An 18,143-nucleotide genomic window follows, 5' to 3' on the forward strand; every position below is an offset into this window, starting at 1 on the left:
GGTGGACACCAGGGTCCTCGCGGACCTACCGGTGGTCCAGCGGGTCATCCGCGAGTCTGGGGTGCCGGTCGAGCAGGCGATCGTTGACGCGGTCGCAGGCGTGGTGGCGGAGCTGCCACCCACCGACCGGCTGATCGCCGACGTCGTCCTCGCGCTCGGCCTGTTGCAGGACCGGCTGAACGACAGTCCGGAACTGTCCGCTCGGCTCTATCGGGCCGATCTGGGGATCCGCCGTATCGCGCTGTCCGAGGGTTGGGCGGCGCTGCACGAGCTGATGGGCGTCTCGTCACCGCCACCCGCACCGACGGTGCGGGGACTGCGCGGATCAGTGGAGGAACGCACCCTGGGGGTGCTCGCCGAACGGATAGTCCGTGCGGCGGGTGGCGTCCGTCCGGTGTCGGCGGACGAACGCGCGAACGCGGTCGTGGTCGTCGGCGGCGCCGTGATGGACCTGATCTCGGTGGTGGAGAAGCTGCCGGAAAAGGGCGAGTCGGTGCAGGCGACCTCGTTCCAGATGAACCCCGGGGGAAAAGGTCTCAACCTCGCGGTGGCCGGCGCGCGAATGGGCTTCGACGTCCGGTTCGCGGCGGCCGTCGGCGACGACGAGCCCGCCACGAGACTCCTGGAGTACATGCGATCCGAAGACCTATCCACCGACTTGATCATCCGAGCACCCGGCGAGGTGACCCCGGTGGCACAGGTTATTGTGCTGCCCAACGGAGACGCCGCCACGATCGGATGGAAGAACGAGCTCCGGGTCGCACTCTCCACAAGAGACATGCGAAACCAGGCCATGAGCCAGGCCCTGGCACACGCTGACGCCGTGCTCGTGACCCTGGAAGCGCCGGTGGACGTCGTGAAGTGGACTTTGGACACCGCACGGAACCTTCCCCGGGAACCTTTGGTGCTGCTGCAGGCGTCGCCGCCCCTGGAGCGTCCACAGCAGATCTACCGGGAGCTCGGCGGAGTCGACTACGTCGTCGGGTCGGAATGGGCATTGCGTCAGCTGCTGCCTGATCGCGGTGCCAACAGGAGGATGGAAGAGGTCGCACGACAGCTGCGCACCATGGGAGTGACCACGGTGTGCGTCGTCGAGAACTTCCAGGCCATGATCAGCTCTCCTCAACTGCAGGCGACGATCAACGCACCATCGGTACCGCTCACCGACTCACCCGGCGCTCGGGAGGCTTTTTCGGCCGCCCTGTTGCACCATTTGTTGAGGATCGGTAGACGGGCCCTCACCGAAGAGACGCTCAAATGGGCGACCGCGGCGATGGCCACGAACCTGTCCATCGACATCATCACAGACGCCATGCCTAGGCCCAGCGATGTTGGGCGAACGATGGAGTCGGATCAGAGTGTGGGGTAGCCCGCGTGGGCGAAAGGAACCTGACGGAACACGAACTGAGGCACGCTGACGGGGATTTCCGTGTCGTCGTGCTCGGTGACGTCTCCGACATGCACGGCAACCAGCCGTGTGCCGCCGTGTTCGGCGAACCGACCGATGGTTGTCTCGTTCGGATTCACTCACGATGTGTGTACGGCGAGATATTCGAGTCCGTGGACTGCGACTGCCGTGACCAGTTGCGACAGTCGATGGCCATGATGCGCAAGGCCGGCTCCGGCGTGCTCATCTACCTCGACCAGGAAGGGCGAGGCGCCGGTCTGCTTGCCAAGGCGCTGGGTTACCAGCTGACACAGAGCAACCGGAACCTCGACACCTTCGAAAGTTACCGAAAGCTGGGCCTGCCGGAAGATTCCAGAACCTATGAGGATGCGGTCGCGATCCTACGTAGCCTGAATCTGAATCGGGTTCGGCTACTGACGAACAACCCGGCCAAGGTGGCGGCACTGTCCACCACGGACGTCCAGGTTGAACAGCATCCCTTCCTGGTGCGCGGTCAAAGTCCGGAGGCCCGTCGTTACCTGGCCGCGAAGGCGCGGTACGGCCACACGATTCCCTTGGCGGAGTTGGAAACTCCGTGGGATCGCGTCCGCCGTTTCGTGCGCCGGTTGGTCCCCGCACGACAACCGGCCCAGGTGGTGGAGCTCCCGGTGCACACAGTGGAACAGGCGGTGGCGGCAGCGGCCCCGACCGACATGGTCAGCTGACCGGCAGGGCCTGCTGGCCTGCTGGTCAGCTGACCAGCAGGCCTCTCACATCGGCAGAACCCGGCCCAGCACGCCGAACGGCCGGGGGTCACCGGTAAACCGGTAGTGCCGCAACACATCGGTGAAGCCGAGACGGTAGTAGAGACGCCACGCTCGGGAAGGTCCCTCCGGCGTGGACAACAGGACCTTCGAGCTGCGCACGCCCGCGAGCAGGCGGCGCAGCAGTTCCTCACCGATGCCACGTCCCTGGTTGGCGGGCCGGACATGCACCTCGGTCAGCTCGAAGTAGTCGTCGAGCCACCGTTCGGCGAGCGCCACCCCGGACCGCTCGATGATCCCGCGGCGAACCTGCTCGTGCCACCACTGCCCGGCCGCGCCCCGGTACCCGTACGCGACGCCGACCATCTGGTCGTCGGTGTCGAAGGCGGCCACACAACGCCAGTCGGCACGCAGCATGTGCGCGAGCCACATCGGTGCTCGCTGCTCGGCGGTGCCGGTCGGGTAGCGCATCGCGGTGACGTAGAGCGAGAGGGCCTCTGGCAGGCGGGCACGCAGCTCGTCGGCGCTCATCTCGACGAACCGTTCTACCCGTGGCGGAACCGCGGTCACGACGTGTGATTCTCCTCCTGGCCCGCGACGTCCGCCGCCGTGCCCCCCGTCAACGCGAGCAGCTCGGCGAAGGTCGTCGGAAACACCGACTTGGGGTGACCGGCGGCCGCCCACACCACCGCATAGCGTGCCAGGTCCGCGTCCACGATGGTGGGCACCGGCCGAGGATGCCCGACCGGCGCCACGCCGCCGATGGCCTGACCGGTGTGCTCGCGCACGAACGCCGGGTCCGCCCTGCCGACCTCGTCCGCGCCGGTCAGTGAGGCCAGCACCGCCGTGTCGGCCCGGTGCGCGCCGGAGGTGAGCGCGAGCAGCGGCCGCACCTCGTCACCGTGCGTAGCGCGGAAGACGAGGCTGTTGGCGATGGCCCCCACCTCCACACCGAGCGCGGCCGCGGCCGCCGCCGCGGTGCGCACCTCGTCGTCGAGGATGCGGATGCCGTCGGCCGCCGAGGCCAGCCCCGCCTCACGGAGCGCGCCGGCCAACTTGCTGATGGAGGGGTGGTCGAGAGTGGTCATGGGCCTATCTGACCACGCGGGTGGCGTTCGTCGCGCCGGAAAATCCGAACCGAGGTTGAGTCTTCCCGCACCTGGGGTTATGGTGGATTCGTTCGAACAGTAGTTCGAACACGAGCTCGGTGGTGGGGCGGGGGAAGCGCCTCGCCACCGAGCGCCTGCCGGCTTCCCCACGGCTCGTCATCACAGTCAGTGAGCTGCGAGGAGGCCGCCCCCATGACCGCGACCCTGGACCACTCGGCCGCGCCGGAGACCCCGCTCGGCCTGCTCGCCCAGGCCGAGAACGGCCTGCTGGCCGCGGAGGTCGAGGACCACCCGGCGCAGCGGTTCGCGGCGGCCTACCTCGCGGCGTTACGTGGCGCCGCGGCGCTGCTGGCCTTGCGTGGGCGCCCGCATCGCGGCCGCGCGCGGCCGATGAGCGTATGGACGCTGCTGTCCTCGGTGGCGCCGGAGCTGCGGGAGTGGGCGGCGTTCTTCGCGTCCTGCTCGGCGACCCGCGCGTCGGTGCAGGCGGGGATCACGCGTGCGGTCAGCGCGAGGTCGGCGGACGACCTGGTGCGCCAGGCCGGTCAGTTCGTCGAGCTGGTGGCACGGATGATCCGCGGTGTGCGGGACCAGTGACCGTCACGCCACTGATCGGATATCCCAACCTGCTGGACGTCCTGGAGGTGGAGGGCGAACGGCTGGCCACGTCGACCATCGGGTCGGATCCCGAGGTGGCGGTGCCGCACCTGCCCGGCATGAAGCTGGGCGAGATCGTCAGGCATGTCGGCAGCGTGTACCGGATGGTGGTGTCGTGGCTGCACGACGGCGAGCGCCCCACCCGCTGGCAGCGCGCGCCGGCCGGGGACCAGTCGCTGGTGGACTACCTGCGGGCGGGCCTGCTGGAGGTGGTCCACGAACTGGCGCGGCACAACCCGCTGGAGGGCGCCCCGACCTGGTGGCCGGAACACCAGAACTACGGTTTCTGGTACCGAAGGCTCACCCACGAGACCACGGTGCACCGTTTTGACGTGCAGATGAGCGGCGCGGCGGCGATGGTCGGCGGGATACCGCCGGAGATAGCGCTGGATGGCGTCGACGAGATCATGTCCCTGTGGTTCACCCACCGGCTGGGCGTGCTCGGCGTCTCGGATGTGCGTCCGGGCCGGGTAGCGGTCCACACCGGTGGCAGGCGCTGGATAGCCCAGACGACGGCGACCGGAACGTCGGCATGGCGAGCCGAAGCCGACGAGCCGGTGGACGCGATCGTGTCGAGCGACCCGGCGGGGATGTACCTGTGGCTGTGGGGCAGGCGGCCGGGGGCGCACGTGCTGGAGGCCGGCGACCCGGAGGCGGTCGCGCAGCTGAGTGACCTGCTCAGATTGGCGACTCGCTGAGTTGTCGGTGCGGTCCGCTAGTTTCCTACGCATGTCCACGCGACTGTGCAACGTGGTGGTAGACGCGGCCGAGCCGGCGGCACTGGCCCGGTTCTGGGCGGACCTGCTGGGCTGGCAGGTCAACCATGCGGACGAGGAGGAGGTGGACGTGACGGCCCCACCGGACGACGGCTGGGACCTGGACCTCGTCTTCGTCCCGGTGAAGGACGAGAAGGTGACGAAGAACCGAGTGCACCTGGACCTGGCCAGCGAGTCCCCGGACCACCAGCTGGCGCAGGTGGCGCACGCGCTGAAGGTCGGGGCGACCCGCGTGGACATAGGGCAGCACAACGTGCCCTGGGTGGTGCTGGCCGACCCGGAGGGAAACGAGTTCTGCGTACTGGACCCCCGGCCGGAGTACCTGGACACCGGCGCGGTGGCGGCGATAGTGGTCGACGCGCTGAACCCGTTACACCTGGCCGAGTTCTGGTCCGCGGCGACGGGCTGGCCCGTGATGGGGACGACGAGGCTGACGGCGTCGCTGCGTTCACCGGCGGCGCGGGGCCCATGGCTGGAGTTCGTGCGCACGGAACACCCACACGAGGTGAAGAACCGGGTCCACCTGGACGTGGCCCCGCTGCCGACGGACGACCAGTGGGCGGAGGTCACCCGGCTGTCGGAGCTGGGCGCCCGCAAGACAGACGTAGGCCAGGGTTCGGTCCCCTGGCAGGTGTTGACGGATCCGGAGGGAAACGAGTTCTGCGTCCTGACTCCGCGGTGAGTCCCTGGTTTCGCGAGCCGTTGTCAGCTTCGCGAGCCGTTGTCACCTTTCGTGCGCCTGCCGGTGCTGCCGGTGCAGCGTTGCTTCCGTTCACGACGGAGGAAGGCGTGTTCGGGGGCGGCCCCGAGCGCGCCTTCGCTTCTCCCTCGGCCAGCTCGATGAGCGGTGGCCCAGAGAGCCCGGAAGCCCAGAGAGCCCGGTAGCCCAGAGAGCCCGGTAGCCCAGAGAGCCCGGTCAGCCCGCCGCACGCCCGCGACGGCGTAGCCGGTCATGCAGCACGCGGCGGACCAGCAGCGCCGCCTTGCCGCGGTCCCCGGCGTCCTGGGACGGTTCTTCGCGCACCGACTGCAGTATCGACATCAGCAGCTCGTTGGTCGCGGTCCAGAGCGGCACGAACTTGCCCGCGACCGGCCCAGCCCCGGTGATCGGCCCGTCGACCAACTCGGCGACCGCCTTCGCGAGGTCGATCGTCGCCTGGTCCCGGAACACCAGATGCACCTCGTCACCCGCACTCTCGGCTCGACCGGCTTTCACGCCGCTCGTTCCCTCGGTTCCGCTGGTTTTGACGCCGCTCGTTCCCTCGGTCTCGCTGGCTTTGATGCCGCTCGGCGCCTCGGCATGGCCGGCTTTGACGCCGTCCGTTCCCTCGGTTCCGCTGGCTTTCATGCCGCTCGGCTCCTCGGTTCCGCTGGCTTTCACGCCCGGTCCCTTGGCTCCGCCGGCGTTCTCGCCGAGCGTGCCTCCGGCCTCGCCGGCCGCGTCGCCGGTTGTCTTCGCGGCGCGGCCTTCGGTCCCGGCGTCGGTTTCGCCGCCCTGCCCGCCTGACTCGGCCGGGGGCGCCCCAGCCCTCACCAGGCGCAGCTCCATCTTTCGTGCGGCGGTCTCCTCCGGGGTGGCGTCGGTGGTGTTCTCGGTGTCCAGTTCGTCCACCTTCGCGGCCACCGTGGCCGGGTCTATGCCCAGGTCGCTCAGCACCTTCGCGGCCAGGCTGCCTTCGGCGCGGATCAGGGCCTCCAGCAGGTGGTGGCTGCCCATCGGGGCGCCGCCCGCCAGGGCCTGTGCGGCCGTGACCACCTCCTCGGCCGCGGAGGTGCGTCGGGCGGACTCGCCGGCGAGGTGTTCACGCGGGCCGGCGCCGAGCAGGTCCATGACGGTCGCGCGGATGTTGCGGAGCTCGTTGACCTGCTGGGCAAGGATCTTCGCCGCCAGGCCCTCGCCCTCGCGGTCCACCGCCAGCAGGATGTGTTCCGTGCCGATGTAGTTGTGCTTGAGCTGCAACGCCTCACGTAGCGCCAGTTCGAGGATCTTCTTGGCGCGCTTGGTGAACGGGATGTGCCCGCTCGGCGCCTCCTTGCCCCTGCCGACCTCGGCCTCGATGGCCTCGCGCACCGCGGGGGCGGTGACGCCCAGCTGGCGCAACGCCTGCGCCGCGATGCTCGTCGGCGCCGTGAAGAGCCCGAGCAGGATGTGCTCGGTGCCGATGTAGTTGTGCTGAAGTTGGCGGGCCTCCTCCTGTGCCTGGATGACGACCCCGCGAGCGTTCGTGGAAAAGCGTTCGAACATGCAAATGATGGTCTGCCGTGCTTCTGACCCTGTCAATACAGTGTCAGTGATAGGGTCAGGGTGTGTCGGACTGGGATGAGCGGCTGTCCCGCTGGCGGGACGAGCTGGAGCTGTTCGCGCAGCTGGAGGAAACGCCCTGGGTCACGCTTGCGCAGGCGGAGCAGGAGACCGGGGTGTCCCGGTCGGCGTTGCGCGCGTGGTACCGCAACGGCGAGATCGAGTCCAAGCTGGTCGACGGTCCCAACGGCCCGCAGCGCCTGGTGCCGCTCGACGCGGTCGTCGAGCGGGCGTCCCGCTCGCCGAAGATCCAGCGCCGTGCGGAACGCGAGGTGAGCCTCGAGGCGCAGGTGATGTTGCTCCGTCACCGCGTCGACCAGCTCGAGCTGCGGCTCGCGGCGCTGGAGAAGGAGAAGGACAAATAGCCAGTGGCACCCGCCGAGCGTGGCCGGAACGAAGCCACACCCGGCGGGGCCACTCCTTCCCCGGTCAGGCGCGCAGGCGCAAGCCCTTTGGTGTGGCACGAAAACCCGCGTCGCGCAGGACGTCGGCCAGGTTGGACGCCAACGCCACCTCCCCGTCCGCTCGCTGCACCGCCAGCTGCCCCAGCCAGCCCTCCTTCACCGCTCGCGACAGCGCTTCCGCCGACGCGCGCAGTGCGGCATCGTCCTCGGTGAACGACAGCAGCGAACGGCCGCCGCGTTCCACGTACAGCGCCGGCACACCGTCCACCAGCACCGCCAGCGCACCGGCTTTCCGCGCCGGGCGGTGCTTTCCCTCGCCGGCCGGGTCCGGCCACGGCAGCGCCGCGCCGTACGGCTGCGCCGGGTCCGCCGCCGCCAGCACGATCGCCTCGGCGTCCGTCGCCAGTGCACTGTCCGAACGTGACAGCGCACGCAGTCGGTCCACCGCCCCGCGCGCCGCGAACTGCGACGCGCCAAGGCCTTCCACGACGTAGCCGCGCACGATCTGGCCCGACTCCTCCATCGCGCGCAACACCTTGTACACGCCGGTGAAGCCGCCCGTAACCCGCTCGGTGTCGAGCGCGCCCCGTGTCAGCACGCCGTGCCGCTCCAGGAACGCCTCCGCACGCGCGTGGGCACGCCGCGTCGGGTCCTCCTCACGCGGCATTACCAGCGACCAGCGGCCGGCGACCGTCGGCGGTCCCGTCCTGCTCGGCATGGCCGGGCGGGCGCCCCGCAGCCGCGCGTACCTGCCCCGCGGCGTCGACCTGCGTGGCTTGTGTGCCGCTCCCCGCCCCGACACCAGCGCCCGCAGCGGTGCGATCGTGTCGTTGGTGACCAGCCCCGACCACACCAGATCCCACAGTGCCGCAACGACATCCGCGTCCGACGGCGCCTCCGCGCCGCCGTCGAGCAGCATCGCGCTCGCCCGGTCGGCCAGCTGCCGGAAGAACAGCGCGCCACCGTCCATCGCGGACAGGACCGCCCCGTGCAGTGGCGTCTCCGGCACGGCCTCCTCGACCTCCGGCAGCAGCAGGTCGGCCACGTCCGTTGGTGCCAGGGCGATCCAGCCGTCGCCACCCGCCAGCGCGCCCGTGCCGCACCACGTCACCTCGCCGGCCGTGGTCAGCTCGTCCAGCAGCGACGGCGTGTAGCCGGGTAACCGCGACGGCAGGACCAGCGACTCGAACGCGCTCGCCGGCAGCGGCGCGCCCGCCAGCTGCTCCACCACCGACATCACGTCGTCCGCGGTCGGACCGGTGCGCAATCGTTTGCCGACGCCGTGCCACACCGGCAGGAACCGGCCCAGCGCGGCGGGCTCGACCGGCTCCACCTCGGCACGCAGCTTCGCCAGCGAGGCCCGCCGCACCCGGCGCAGCACGTCCGCGTCGCAGTACTCGACCTGCGTGCCGCCCGGCCGCAGCTCACCACGCACCAGCCTGCCCGTGCCGACCATGCGGTCCAGCACCCCGGTCACCACCGCGACACCCAGCCCGAACCGCGCCGCCACGTCCGCGGGCGGGAACGGCCCGTGGGTCCTCGCGTACCGGGAAAGCAGGTCGCCCAACGGGTCGGCCACCGGCTCGGTGAACGCCTCCGGCACGCCGACGGGCAACGCGACCCCGAGCGCGTCCCGCATGCGTCCCGCGTCCTCGATGATCACGTACCGTTCCGTGCTCGCGATCCGCACCCGGATGACCCGTCGCTGCCGCTCCAACTCGTCCAGCCAGCCCGGCTCGACGCCGCGTAACGCGGCCTCGGCCGGCGACAGGTCGCCCAGGAACCGCAACAGGTCCGCGGCGTCCTCCGCGTGCCGGGCGTGCCGCGTGGGCTCCAGCCGCTGCAGCGAGTGCTCGACCTCGGCCAGCACCTCCGGGTCGAGCAGCTCCCGGATCGCCTCGGACCCCAGCAGCTCCGCCAGCAGCGACGAGTCCAGCGACAGCGCCGCCGCCCGCCGCTCGGCCAGCGGCGCGTCCGCGTCGTACAGGAACATCGCCGTGTAGCCGAACATCATCCCGCGCGCGAACGGCGACGCGGTCTGCGTCTGCACCTCGACGACCCGCATCTTCCGCGACCGCACCTCGGCCATGAGCGACCGCAGCCCACCGAGGTCGTACACGTCCTGCAGGCACTCCCGCATGGCCTCCAGCACCACCGGGAACTGCTCGTACTTCGCCGCCACCGACAGCAGCTGCGACGCCCGCTGCCGCTGCCGCCACAGGGGGGTCCGCTTGCGGGGATCCCGCCGCGGCAACAACAGCGACCGCGCGGCACACTCCCGGAACCGCGACGCGAACAACGCGGAGCCGCCGACCTCGGCCACCACGATCTGCTCGATCTCGTCCGGCTCCAGGAGCACGTCCTCCGCGGACGCCACCACGTCCGCGCCCTCCTCGTCCACCGTGTCCGGCAGCTGGATCACGATGCCGTCGTCGGAGTGCGCGACCCGCGCCTCGACGCCGCGCCGCTCCCGAAGTCGCGCGCCGATCGCGAGCGCCCACGGCGCGTTGACCTGTGCGCCGAACGGCGAGTGCACGACCATCCGCCAGTCACCCAGCTCATCGCGGTACCGCTCGATGAGCAGCGTCCGGTCGTCCGGCACGTGCCGGGTCGCCTCCTTCTGCTCGGCCAGGTACGCGATCAGGTTGGCGGCCGCGAACGTGTCCAGCCCCGCCGCGGTGGCCCTGGCCAGCGCCGCCTCCTCCGGCATGCTCGACACCTCGCGCAGGAACTTCCCCAGCGCGCGGCCCAGCTCCAGCGGCCGTCCCGGCGCGTCGCCCTTCCAGAACGGCATCCGCGCCGGTTCGCCGGGCGCCGGCACCGCGATCACCCGGTCCGCCGTGATGTCCTCGATCCGCCACGACGAGGTGCCCAGCAGGAACGTGTCGCCCACCCGCGACTCGTAGACCATCTCCTCGTCCAGCTCGCCGACCCGCGAGCCGGCGCCGCCTTCCGAGGCCGGGGTCATCACCGTGTACAGGCCGCGGTCCGGGATGGTGCCGCCGGAGGTCACCGCGAGCCGCTGCGCGCCGGGGCGCCCGTGCAGCTCGCCGTTGATCCGGTCCCAGGTGATGCGTGGCCGCAGCTCACCGAACTCCTCGGACGGGTACCGCCCGGCCAGCATGTCCAGCACGGAGTGCAGTGCCGACTCCGGCAGCGCGGCGAACGGCGCCGCCCGCCGAACCAGGGCCGCCAGGTCCGGCAACGACCACGTTTCGAGCGCCACCATCGCCACGATGTGCTGGGCCAGCACGTCGAGCGGGTTGCGTGGGTACCGCATGGCCTCGATCGCGCCCTCACCCATGCGCTCCGCCACCACCGCGCACGACACCAGGTCCCCGCGGAACTTCGGGAACATGACGCCCCGCGACACCGCGCCCACCTGGTGCCCCGCGCGGCCGATCCGCTGCATGCCCGAGGCGACCGACGGCGGCGCCTCGATCTGGATGACGAGGTCGACCGCACCCATGTCGATGCCCAGCTCGAGCGACGACGTGGCCACCACGCACGGCAGCTGCCCCGACTTGAGCGCCTCCTCCACCGACGTGCGCTGCTCCCGGGACATCGAGCCGTGGTGTGCCCTGGCCACGGCCGGCGTCGCCACGCCGGCCGCCCAGCCCGACCCCGCGATGGCCTCCGCCGGGAACCGGCCGACATCCGCCGGGTACGTCACGCTCTCGCCCTCGGCCTGCTCGGCCGCCAGCTCGTTGAGGCGGGAGGTGAGCCGCTCCGCCAGCCGCCGCGAGTTGGTGAACACGATGGTGGACCGGTGCCGGCGGACCAGGTCCAGCACCCGTTCCTCCACCGCGGGCCAGATCGACGGTCTGCGGGTGCCGCCGACCGGTCCCGTCATCTCCTCCAGCGTGCCGATGCCCCCCGGCAGGTCGAGATCGAGGTCGGGATCCGGCGTGACCGGCCCCTCCAGCGGCGGTGGTCCGTCCAGCTCGGTCATGTCCTCGACCGGCACCACGACCGTCATCTCGATGATCTTGCCGATCTTGGGCGCCACCACTCGCACCGGCCGCCCGCCCGCGAGGAACGAGCTGACCTCGTCCACCGGCCGGACCGTCGCGGACAGCCCGATGCGCTGCGCCGGGCGGGGGAGCAGCGCGTCGAGCCGTTCGAGCGACACGGCGAGGTGCGCGCCGCGCTTGGTGCCGGCGACCGCGTGCACCTCGTCGACGATCACCGTCTCCACGCCGCGCAGCGACTCCCTGGCCGCGGACGTGAGCAGCAGGAACAGCGACTCCGGCGTGGTCACCAGGATGTCCGGCGGGGTGCGCTGGAACGACCGTCGCTCGTCGGCGGGCGTGTCGCCGGTGCGCATGCCGACCGTGATGTCCGGATCCGGGTCACCGAGCCGGCGGGCCGCCTGGCTGATGCCGGCCAGCGGCGCCCGCAGGTTGCGCTGCACGTCGACGGCCAGCGCCTTCAGCGGGGACACGTAGAGCACGCGGCAACGCGCCGTGCGCTCCGCCGGTTTCGGCTGCGTGGCCAGCCGGTCGAGCGCCCAGAGGAACGCGGCCAGTGTCTTGCCGGAGCCCGTGGGGGCCACGACCAGCGCGTGCTCGCCCGCCGCCGCGGCCCGCCACGCGCCCGTCTGGGCCTCGGTGGGCACGGCGAAGGCGCCGGTGAACCACTGTCTGGTCGCCGGCGAGAACAGGTCGAGCACTTCGGAACTCACGGGACCCATCATGAACCCGGCCACCGACAATTTTCATTTCCGCAGGTCAGCGGCGGTTTTGTGGAGCGGGGAGCGGAAGAGTCCGCTGGCGGATGTGTGGGACCCGTCCCATAGTGTCGGGGCGTTCTGGCAGCATCTCCAGTCACAAGGCGACGAGGGGAGAGTCGTGAACGTCCTGTCGGTGGATCTCGGCACGTCCAACACGGTCGCCGTGCTGTCCGCGCACGGCAGGCCACCTCGTGTGGTGGACGTCGACGGCGCGTCGATGATGCCGTCCGCCGTGTTCGCCGCCGAGGACGGGACCCTCGTGGTCGGCCGGGACGCCGAGCGGCGTGCCCGCCTGGACCCGGCCCGCTTCGAACCCAACCCCAAGCGCCGTGTCGACGAGGGCACGCTGCTGCTCGGGGACCAGGTGGTCCCGGTGACCGACGCGCTGGCCGGCGTGCTGCGGCGCGTGGTCGACGAGACCTCGCGCCAGCTCGGCGGCAAGCGGCCGGACGAGGTGCGGCTGACCCACCCCGCGCAGTGGGGCCCGGTGCGCCGCAACGTGCTGCTGTCCGCCGCGCGGCAGGCGGGCGCCGGGTCGAACCTGGTGCTGGTGCCCGAGCCGGTGGCCGCGGCCGCGCACTTCGCCTCCTTTCCGGGGCAGTCGCTGGCGCCCGGGCAGGCGCTCGCCGTGTACGACCTCGGCGCCGGCACGTTCGACGTGGCCATCGTCGGCGCCACCCAGGCCGGGTTCGTGGTGCTCGCCGAGGCAGGCCTGCCGGACCTGGGCGGCCTGGACGTGGACCAGGCGCTGCTCGAACACGTCGGCCGGCAGGTGTCCGTCCGGGACCCCGGCCGCTGGCAGAGCCTGCTGCGCCCGGTGTCGACCGCGGACCGGCGCGCGCAGCGAGCGCTCCGCGAGGACGTCAAGGCGGGCAAGGAGTCACTGTCGCGGCACCCGCAGACCGAGGTGCCGTTACCCGAGCCGTTCGACGACGTGCTGGTCACGCGGGTCGAGCTGGAGGCGCTGATCCGGCCGGGCCTGCTGCGCAGCGTCGAGCTGCTGGCCGGCACCATCCGGTCAACGGGCATGTCGCCGGAGCGCCTCGTCGGCATCTACCTGGTCGGCGGGTCGTCGCGCATCCCGCTGATCGCGACGCTGATCGCCGAGAACATGCGGGTCGTGCCGACCAGCCTGGACCAGCCGGAGACGGCTGTCGCCCTCGGCGCGCACCACGTGCCGCAGGAGGGCATCACGCTGCGGACCAGCGACATCAGCAACACGATCGAGGACGTCCAGCGCACCAGACAGGTGGTGGCGCCGCGGGTCGGCGGGTTCAACCCGGGGCCGCCTCCGCCGCCCACCCAGTCGACGCCCGCGCAGAACCCCTTCCCCAACAGCGGGCCGCAGCGGATGCAGGGCCCGCCGAGCACGCCCACGCCGGTGCCGGCCATGGCGGCGCAGCCCATGCCGTTGCAGGCCCCGCAGCCGTACCCGGCGCAGCAGCCGCGTGCCAACGGCTCGTCGAACAGGGGCTGGTACATCGCGACGGCCGTGGTCGCGGTCGTGGTGGTGGCCGTGGTCAGCATCATCATCGCGACGTCCGGCGACTCGGGTGGCGGCGGTGGGTCCGGCAACGTGGCCGGCACCGACTGCTCGGAGCGCACCGCGGACAGCAAGGGCATGAGCGAGTGCATGCGCAAGGTCGCGGGCGCGGTCGCGGAGAACAACGAGTGCAAGGCCGGCGCGACCGCGGGTGACCAGCAGATCGAGACGCCGGGCGCCACGACCGCCACGTGCACCATCGACTCGACGTACTCCGTCATGTACATGCACTTCGGCAGCAGCGACAAGGCCGACGGCTCTCGCCAGTCCGGTGTCGACACCGCCAAGCAGTACGTGGACAGCGTGGTCAAGCAGCTGCAGAACACGGGCACGTCCGGCACCGACCCCAAGGAAGGCAGCTGGGACGGCGACGGACTGTCCGGCGACTACACGGCGATCGAGATCGTGGCCGGCAGCGGCATGCTGGTGTTCTCGGTCAACGACTCCCCGGTGGCCGGTGTCCTCATCAAGATCGACATCAGCGGCTCGGACGACCTCGGCGACCTGGTCAACTACTTCGACCAGCACATCAAGCCGGGCGGCGACGGCGGCTCGTGACGGCCGCACCCACGGTCGGCCCCGGCACGTCGAACCGCGGACGCGTGAGTATCGCGGGTCCGCCCACATGATCGGGCGGGGCATGGCAGCATCTCCCTGACCAGCCGCTGTGAGGGGAGAGTCGTGGCCGTCCTGTCAGTTGACCTCGGTACGTCCAACACGGTGGCCGTGCTGTCCGCGCACGGTAGGCCGCCGCGGGTGGTCGAGGTGGACGGGTCCGCCACGATGCCGTCCGCGCTGTTCGCGGCCGACGACGGGAACCTCGTGATCGGGCGGGACGCCGAGCGGCGGGCCCGCCTGGACCCGGCCCGGTTCGAGCCCAACCCCAAGCGGCGGATCGACGACGGCACGCTGCTGCTCGGCGACGTCGTCGTGCCGGTCACCGAGGCGCTCGGGGCCGTGCTGCGACGCGTGTACGACGAGACCTCACGCCAGCTCGGCGGCGCCCAGCCCGACGAGGTCCGGCTGACCCACCCGGCGCAGTGGGGGCCGGTGCGCCGCAACGTCCTTCTCGCCGCCGCCCGCCTGGCCGGGATGGGCACCAACCTCGTCCTCGTGCCGGAGCCGGTCGCGGCGGCCGCGCACTTCGCCTCCTTCCCCGGCCAGCAGCTCGGCCCAGGGCAGGCGCTTGCCGTGTACGACCTGGGCGCCGGCACCTTCGACGTCGCCATCGTGGCGGCCACCCAGAACGGCTACACCGTCCTCGCCGAGGCCGGACTGTCGGACCTGGGCGGCCTGGACGTGGACCAGGCGCTCCTGGAGCACGTCGGCCGCCAGGTGTCCATCCGCGACCCCAGCCGCTGGCAGCGCATCCTGCGTCCCGAGTCCACCGCGGACCGCCGGGCCAGGCGCGCCATGGCCGAGGACGTCAAGGCCGCCAAGGAGGCACTGTCCCGGCACCCGCAGACCGAGGTGCCGCTGCCGGAGCCGTTCGAGGACGTCCTGGTCACCCGGGTGGAGCTCGAGGCGTTGATCCGGCCCAGCATGCTGCGCAGCGTCGAGCTGCTCGCCAGCACCATCCGGTCCACCGGCATGACACCGGACCGGCTCGTCGGCATCTACCTCGTCGGCGGGTCCAGCCGCATCCCGCTGATCGCGACGCTCATCGCCGAGAACATGCGGGTCGTGCCGTCGAGCCTGGACCAGCCGGAGACGGCCGTCGCGCTCGGCGCACACCACATCACGCCGGAGGGCGTCAGCCTGCGGACGGCCAATATCGGGTCCGCGCAGGCCCCGCCCACCGGTGGCTTCCACCCGCAGGGGCAGCAGTCCGGCCCCATGCCGGTGGCCCAGCCCATGCGGCCGCCGCAGACCGGCCCGAACCCGGTCGCGTCGCCGCCGATGGGCAACCCGGTGGCGGTGCCCCCGATCGGCGGTCCCATGGCCTCGCCGGTCGGGAGCCCCGTGCTCGGTCCGCCGAGCAGCACGTTCCCCACCCAGGCCCCGCCTGGCTCACCGGCCACGCGGCCGGGCTCCGGGCTGCGCAAGGCGTTGCTCGGCGTGGTCGCGGTGGTCGTGCTCGCGGTCGTCGCCGTGGGAGCCGTGTTCCTCCTGCGGCCGAGCAGCGACCTGCCGACCGCCGACAGCTGCCAGCAGAAGGGCGACACCGACGGCGACGGCTTCACCGCGTGCCTGCGCCAGCTCGCCGGGACCGTGGTCGACAGCGGCGGCTGCAAGCCGGCCGAGCGTGACACCAACGCGGACGTCATGTGTTCGCTGCGGGACAGCTACCAGGTCATGTACGCCCACGTGGCGTCGGTGCAGGACGCGCAGAAGCTGGCCAACACCGAGCTGGCCGACATGACCGAGGGCGACCATGTCGAGGCCGAGTGGAAGGGCAACGGCCTGGACGGCCGCTGGCGCGCAGGTGTGAACGGCGGCACCGGCGTGCTGGTGTTCACCGTCAAGGACCGGCCCCTGGTCGGCTGGCTGACCAGGACGGAGCTGCGCGGCGCGGACGACTTCACCCCGGACACGCTCGGCGACTTCTTCGCGGAAAACGTCCAGCCGGGTACCTAGCCTCCGGAGATCCGGCGGTTGTCGGGCGCCGCCGCTAGCGCCGTCTCCGCAGCGCGATCACCCCGACGACGATCGATGCGACCAGACCGCCGATGACGGCGATGTCCAGGAGCACCATCTCGAGGCTGCTCGGTTCGAATCCCATCATGCCCGGATTCTCCCAGATCTCTGCCGGCTCGTAGGGTGGGGACCGATGCGTATCACGGTGTTCCGCAAGCTCATGGCCCAGGAGTTCGGCGAGGTTCGGGCCGACATGCTGGCCCGCGACCACGTGTTCAGCTCCCTCGGCGGCCGCACGGTGGACCAGGCCCTCGACGCCGGGCAGGAGCCGAAGGAGATCTGGCGTGCGGTCTGCGACGCGTTCGAGGTGCCACTCGAGCGACGTTAAGCTGACCGGCGTGTCATGGCAAGATCGAACACCCGTTCGGGTAACGTGCCTGTCCACAGCAGGGTGAGTTATCCACAGGCCGGACCTTCCCGGACCGGAATTGTCGGTGCTTGCCGCTAACGTCGCCGGCGTGAGTGCAAAGCGACCCAAGAACAGTCAAGGTGGAACTCAGATGGCACCAGCAGCCCCCGATCGCTCGAAGGCGTTGGAACTGGCCCTCGCCCAGATCGACAAGAACTTCGGCAAGGGATCGGTGATGCGCCTCGGCGACGAGAGCCGCGCGCCGATCGAGGTCATCCCGACCGGGTCCATCGCACTGGACGTCGCGCTCGGTATCGGTGGCCTGCCGCGCGGCCGGGTCGTGGAGATCTACGGCCCTGAGTCGTCCGGTAAGACGTCGATCGCCCTGCACGTGGTCGCCAACGCGCAGAAGGCGGGCGGCATCGCGGCGTTCATCGACGCGGAGCACGCGCTCGACCCCGAGTACGCCAAGAACCTCGGCGTCGACACCGACGCGCTGCTGGTGTCCCAGCCGGACACCGGTGAGCAGGCGCTCGAGATCGCGGACATGCTGATCCGCTCCGGCGCGCTCGACGTCCTCGTGGTCGACTCGGTGGCCGCACTCGTGCCCCGCGCCGAGATCGAGGGCGAGATGGGTGACAGCCACGTCGGCCTGCAGGCCCGGCTCATGAGCCAGGCGCTGCGCAAGATCGCCGGCGCGCTGAACAACTCCGGCACGACCGCGATCTTCATCAACCAGCTGCGCGAGAAGATCGGCGTGATGTTCGGCTCGCCGGAGACCACCACCGGTGGCAAGGCGCTGAAGTTCTACGCCTCGGTCCGGCTCGACATCCGTCGCATCGAGACACTCAAGGACGGCGGCGAGGCGGTCGGCAACCGGACCCGCGTCAAGGTCGTCAAGAACAAGGTCGCGCCGCCGTTCAAGCAGGCCGAGTTCGACATCCTCTACGGCAAGGGCGTCTCTCGTGAGGGCTCGCTCATCGACATGGGCGTTGAGCAGGGCATCCTCCGGAAGTCCGGTGCCTGGTACACCTACGAGGGCGACCAGCTCGGACAGGGCAAGGAGAACGCGCGGAAGTTCCTGCGCGACAACCCGGACGTCGCCAACGAGATCGAGAAGCGGATCAAGGACAAGCTCGGTATCGGCGCCAAGCTGGACGCCGATGACACCGAGCCGGCGGCGGCTCCCGTGGAGTTCTAGGCCGTGGTTTCTGGCGAGCTGGGTTCGGATGGGGTTGCCGGGGGTGGGAGCCCCGAGGGGGAGGGCGGTGGTTCGTCAGGGGGTGGGGTTGGTCCCTCGCGGTTGAAGCCGCCGTCTGGTTTGGAGCTTGTCGAGGATGCTGACGGCTGGGTTAGTTTGAAGCCAGCCGTGGGATCCTCGCCCTCGCCCTCGCCCTCGCCCTCGCCCTCGCCGGCCACACCGTTCCCGTGCTGGCCAGCGAAGGGAACGGCCTCACGGTCAAAGGCGACGAGTTTCAATGGC

General features: G+C 71.0%; 14 protein-coding genes. 10 read left to right on the top strand and 4 right to left on the bottom strand.

From position 1 onward, the window contains the following. Nucleotides 1–61: 61 nt before the first annotated feature. Together VET29_RS34310 and VET29_RS34315 are read left to right on the top strand one after the other, a co-directional pair. Nucleotides 62–1,369, top strand: a complete 1,308-nt coding sequence (locus tag VET29_RS34310) for a PfkB family carbohydrate kinase (RefSeq protein WP_324928596.1) — start codon at nt 62–64, stop codon at nt 1,367–1,369. A gap of 5 nt (nt 1,370–1,374) precedes the next feature. Beyond that, nucleotides 1,375–2,112: a GTP cyclohydrolase II gene (locus tag VET29_RS34315; protein ID WP_324928598.1), complete on the top strand. Its 738-nt coding sequence runs from the start codon at nt 1,375–1,377 to the stop codon at nt 2,110–2,112. Nucleotides 2,113–2,157: 45 nt separating this feature from the next. Here VET29_RS34315 and VET29_RS34320 read toward each other — a convergent pair whose 3' ends face one another. Together VET29_RS34320 and VET29_RS34325 are read right to left on the bottom strand one after the other, a co-directional pair. After that, on the bottom strand, nt 2,158–2,682 hold the full coding sequence (locus tag VET29_RS34320) for a GNAT family N-acetyltransferase (protein WP_414636693.1): 525 nt from the start codon (nt 2,680–2,682) through the stop codon (nt 2,158–2,160). Between the two features lie 35 nt (nt 2,683–2,717). After that, nucleotides 2,718–3,239: a YbaK/EbsC family protein gene (locus tag VET29_RS34325; RefSeq protein ID WP_324928602.1), complete on the bottom strand. Its 522-nt coding sequence runs from the start codon at nt 3,237–3,239 to the stop codon at nt 2,718–2,720. A 213-nt stretch (nt 3,240–3,452) separates the two neighbouring features. Here VET29_RS34325 and VET29_RS34330 point away from each other — a divergent pair, with 213 nt between their 5' ends. The 3 genes from VET29_RS34330 to VET29_RS34340 are packed head-to-tail and all read left to right on the top strand — an operon-like array spanning nt 3,453 to nt 5,375. Continuing rightward, nucleotides 3,453–3,857, top strand: a complete 405-nt coding sequence (locus tag VET29_RS34330; protein WP_324928604.1) for an SAV_6107 family HEPN domain-containing protein — start codon at nt 3,453–3,455, stop codon at nt 3,855–3,857. Further along, a complete protein-coding gene (locus VET29_RS34335; RefSeq protein WP_324928606.1) occupies nt 3,854–4,615 on the top strand; it encodes a maleylpyruvate isomerase N-terminal domain-containing protein in 762 nt (253 codons plus the stop codon). The genes VET29_RS34330 and VET29_RS34335 overlap by 4 nt, the downstream gene beginning before the upstream one ends. Before the next feature lie 31 nt (nt 4,616–4,646). After that, nucleotides 4,647–5,375, top strand: coding sequence for a VOC family protein (locus VET29_RS34340; protein ID WP_324928608.1), 729 nt, complete (start codon nt 4,647–4,649; stop codon nt 5,373–5,375). Nucleotides 5,376–5,609: 234 nt separating this feature from the next. Here VET29_RS34340 and VET29_RS34345 read toward each other — a convergent pair whose 3' ends face one another. Continuing rightward, nucleotides 5,610–6,938, bottom strand: a complete 1,329-nt coding sequence (locus VET29_RS34345) for a Clp protease N-terminal domain-containing protein (RefSeq protein ID WP_414636691.1) — start codon at nt 6,936–6,938, stop codon at nt 5,610–5,612. 62 nt (nt 6,939–7,000) lie between these two features. Here VET29_RS34345 and VET29_RS34355 point away from each other — a divergent pair, with 62 nt between their 5' ends. Further along, nucleotides 7,001–7,360, top strand: a complete 360-nt coding sequence (locus VET29_RS34355) for an excisionase (protein WP_324928609.1) — start codon at nt 7,001–7,003, stop codon at nt 7,358–7,360. A 64-nt stretch (nt 7,361–7,424) separates the two neighbouring features. Here VET29_RS34355 and VET29_RS34360 read toward each other — a convergent pair whose 3' ends face one another. Then, nucleotides 7,425–12,095, bottom strand: coding sequence for an ATP-dependent helicase (locus VET29_RS34360; protein ID WP_422652968.1), 4,671 nt, complete (start codon nt 12,093–12,095; stop codon nt 7,425–7,427). A gap of 154 nt (nt 12,096–12,249) precedes the next feature. Here VET29_RS34360 and VET29_RS34365 point away from each other — a divergent pair, with 154 nt between their 5' ends. From VET29_RS34365 to recA, 4 genes are all read left to right on the top strand, one after another. Continuing rightward, the gene (locus VET29_RS34365; RefSeq protein ID WP_324928611.1) at nt 12,250–14,232 is read left to right on the top strand and encodes an Hsp70 family protein; all 1,983 of its coding nucleotides are present in this window, start codon (nt 12,250–12,252) and stop codon (nt 14,230–14,232) included. 123 nt (nt 14,233–14,355) lie between these two features. Continuing rightward, entirely contained in the window at nt 14,356–16,251 is a 1,896-nt protein-coding gene (locus VET29_RS34370) for an Hsp70 family protein (RefSeq protein WP_324928614.1), read from the top strand. Nucleotides 16,252–16,444: 193 nt separating this feature from the next. Beyond that, complete coding sequence (locus VET29_RS34375; protein WP_324928616.1) at nt 16,445–16,639, top strand: DUF3046 domain-containing protein; 195 nt, start codon at nt 16,445–16,447, stop codon at nt 16,637–16,639. Between the two features lie 172 nt (nt 16,640–16,811). Beyond that, the gene (recA, locus tag VET29_RS34380; protein ID WP_324928618.1) at nt 16,812–17,861 is read left to right on the top strand and encodes a recombinase RecA; all 1,050 of its coding nucleotides are present in this window, start codon (nt 16,812–16,814) and stop codon (nt 17,859–17,861) included. Nucleotides 17,862–18,143: the final 282 nt, after the last annotated feature.

Source organism: Actinophytocola sp., from assembly GCF_035634895.1.
In the GTDB taxonomy this organism is placed as follows: domain Bacteria; phylum Actinomycetota; class Actinomycetes; order Mycobacteriales; family Pseudonocardiaceae; genus Actinophytocola.

Excerpts from the sequence above, each read along its gene's own strand:
- VET29_RS34320 (WP_414636693.1), bottom strand. The coding sequence starts at position 2,682 with ATGAGCGCCGACGAGCTGCGTGCCCGCCTGCCAGAGGCCCTCTCGCTC.
- VET29_RS34325 (WP_324928602.1), bottom strand. The coding sequence starts at position 3,239 with ATGACCACTCTCGACCACCCCTCCATCAGCAAGTTGGCCGGCGCGCTC.
- VET29_RS34330 (WP_324928604.1), top strand. The coding sequence starts at position 3,453 with ATGACCGCGACCCTGGACCACTCGGCCGCGCCGGAGACCCCGCTCGGC.
- VET29_RS34340 (WP_324928608.1), top strand. The coding sequence starts at position 4,647 with ATGTCCACGCGACTGTGCAACGTGGTGGTAGACGCGGCCGAGCCGGCG.
- VET29_RS34345 (WP_414636691.1), bottom strand. The coding sequence starts at position 6,938 with ATGTTCGAACGCTTTTCCACGAACGCTCGCGGGGTCGTCATCCAGGCA.
- VET29_RS34360 (WP_422652968.1), bottom strand. The coding sequence starts at position 12,095 with ATGATGGGTCCCGTGAGTTCCGAAGTGCTCGACCTGTTCTCGCCGGCG.
- VET29_RS34375 (WP_324928616.1), top strand. The coding sequence starts at position 16,445 with ATGCGTATCACGGTGTTCCGCAAGCTCATGGCCCAGGAGTTCGGCGAG.
- recA (WP_324928618.1), top strand. The coding sequence starts at position 16,812 with ATGGCACCAGCAGCCCCCGATCGCTCGAAGGCGTTGGAACTGGCCCTC.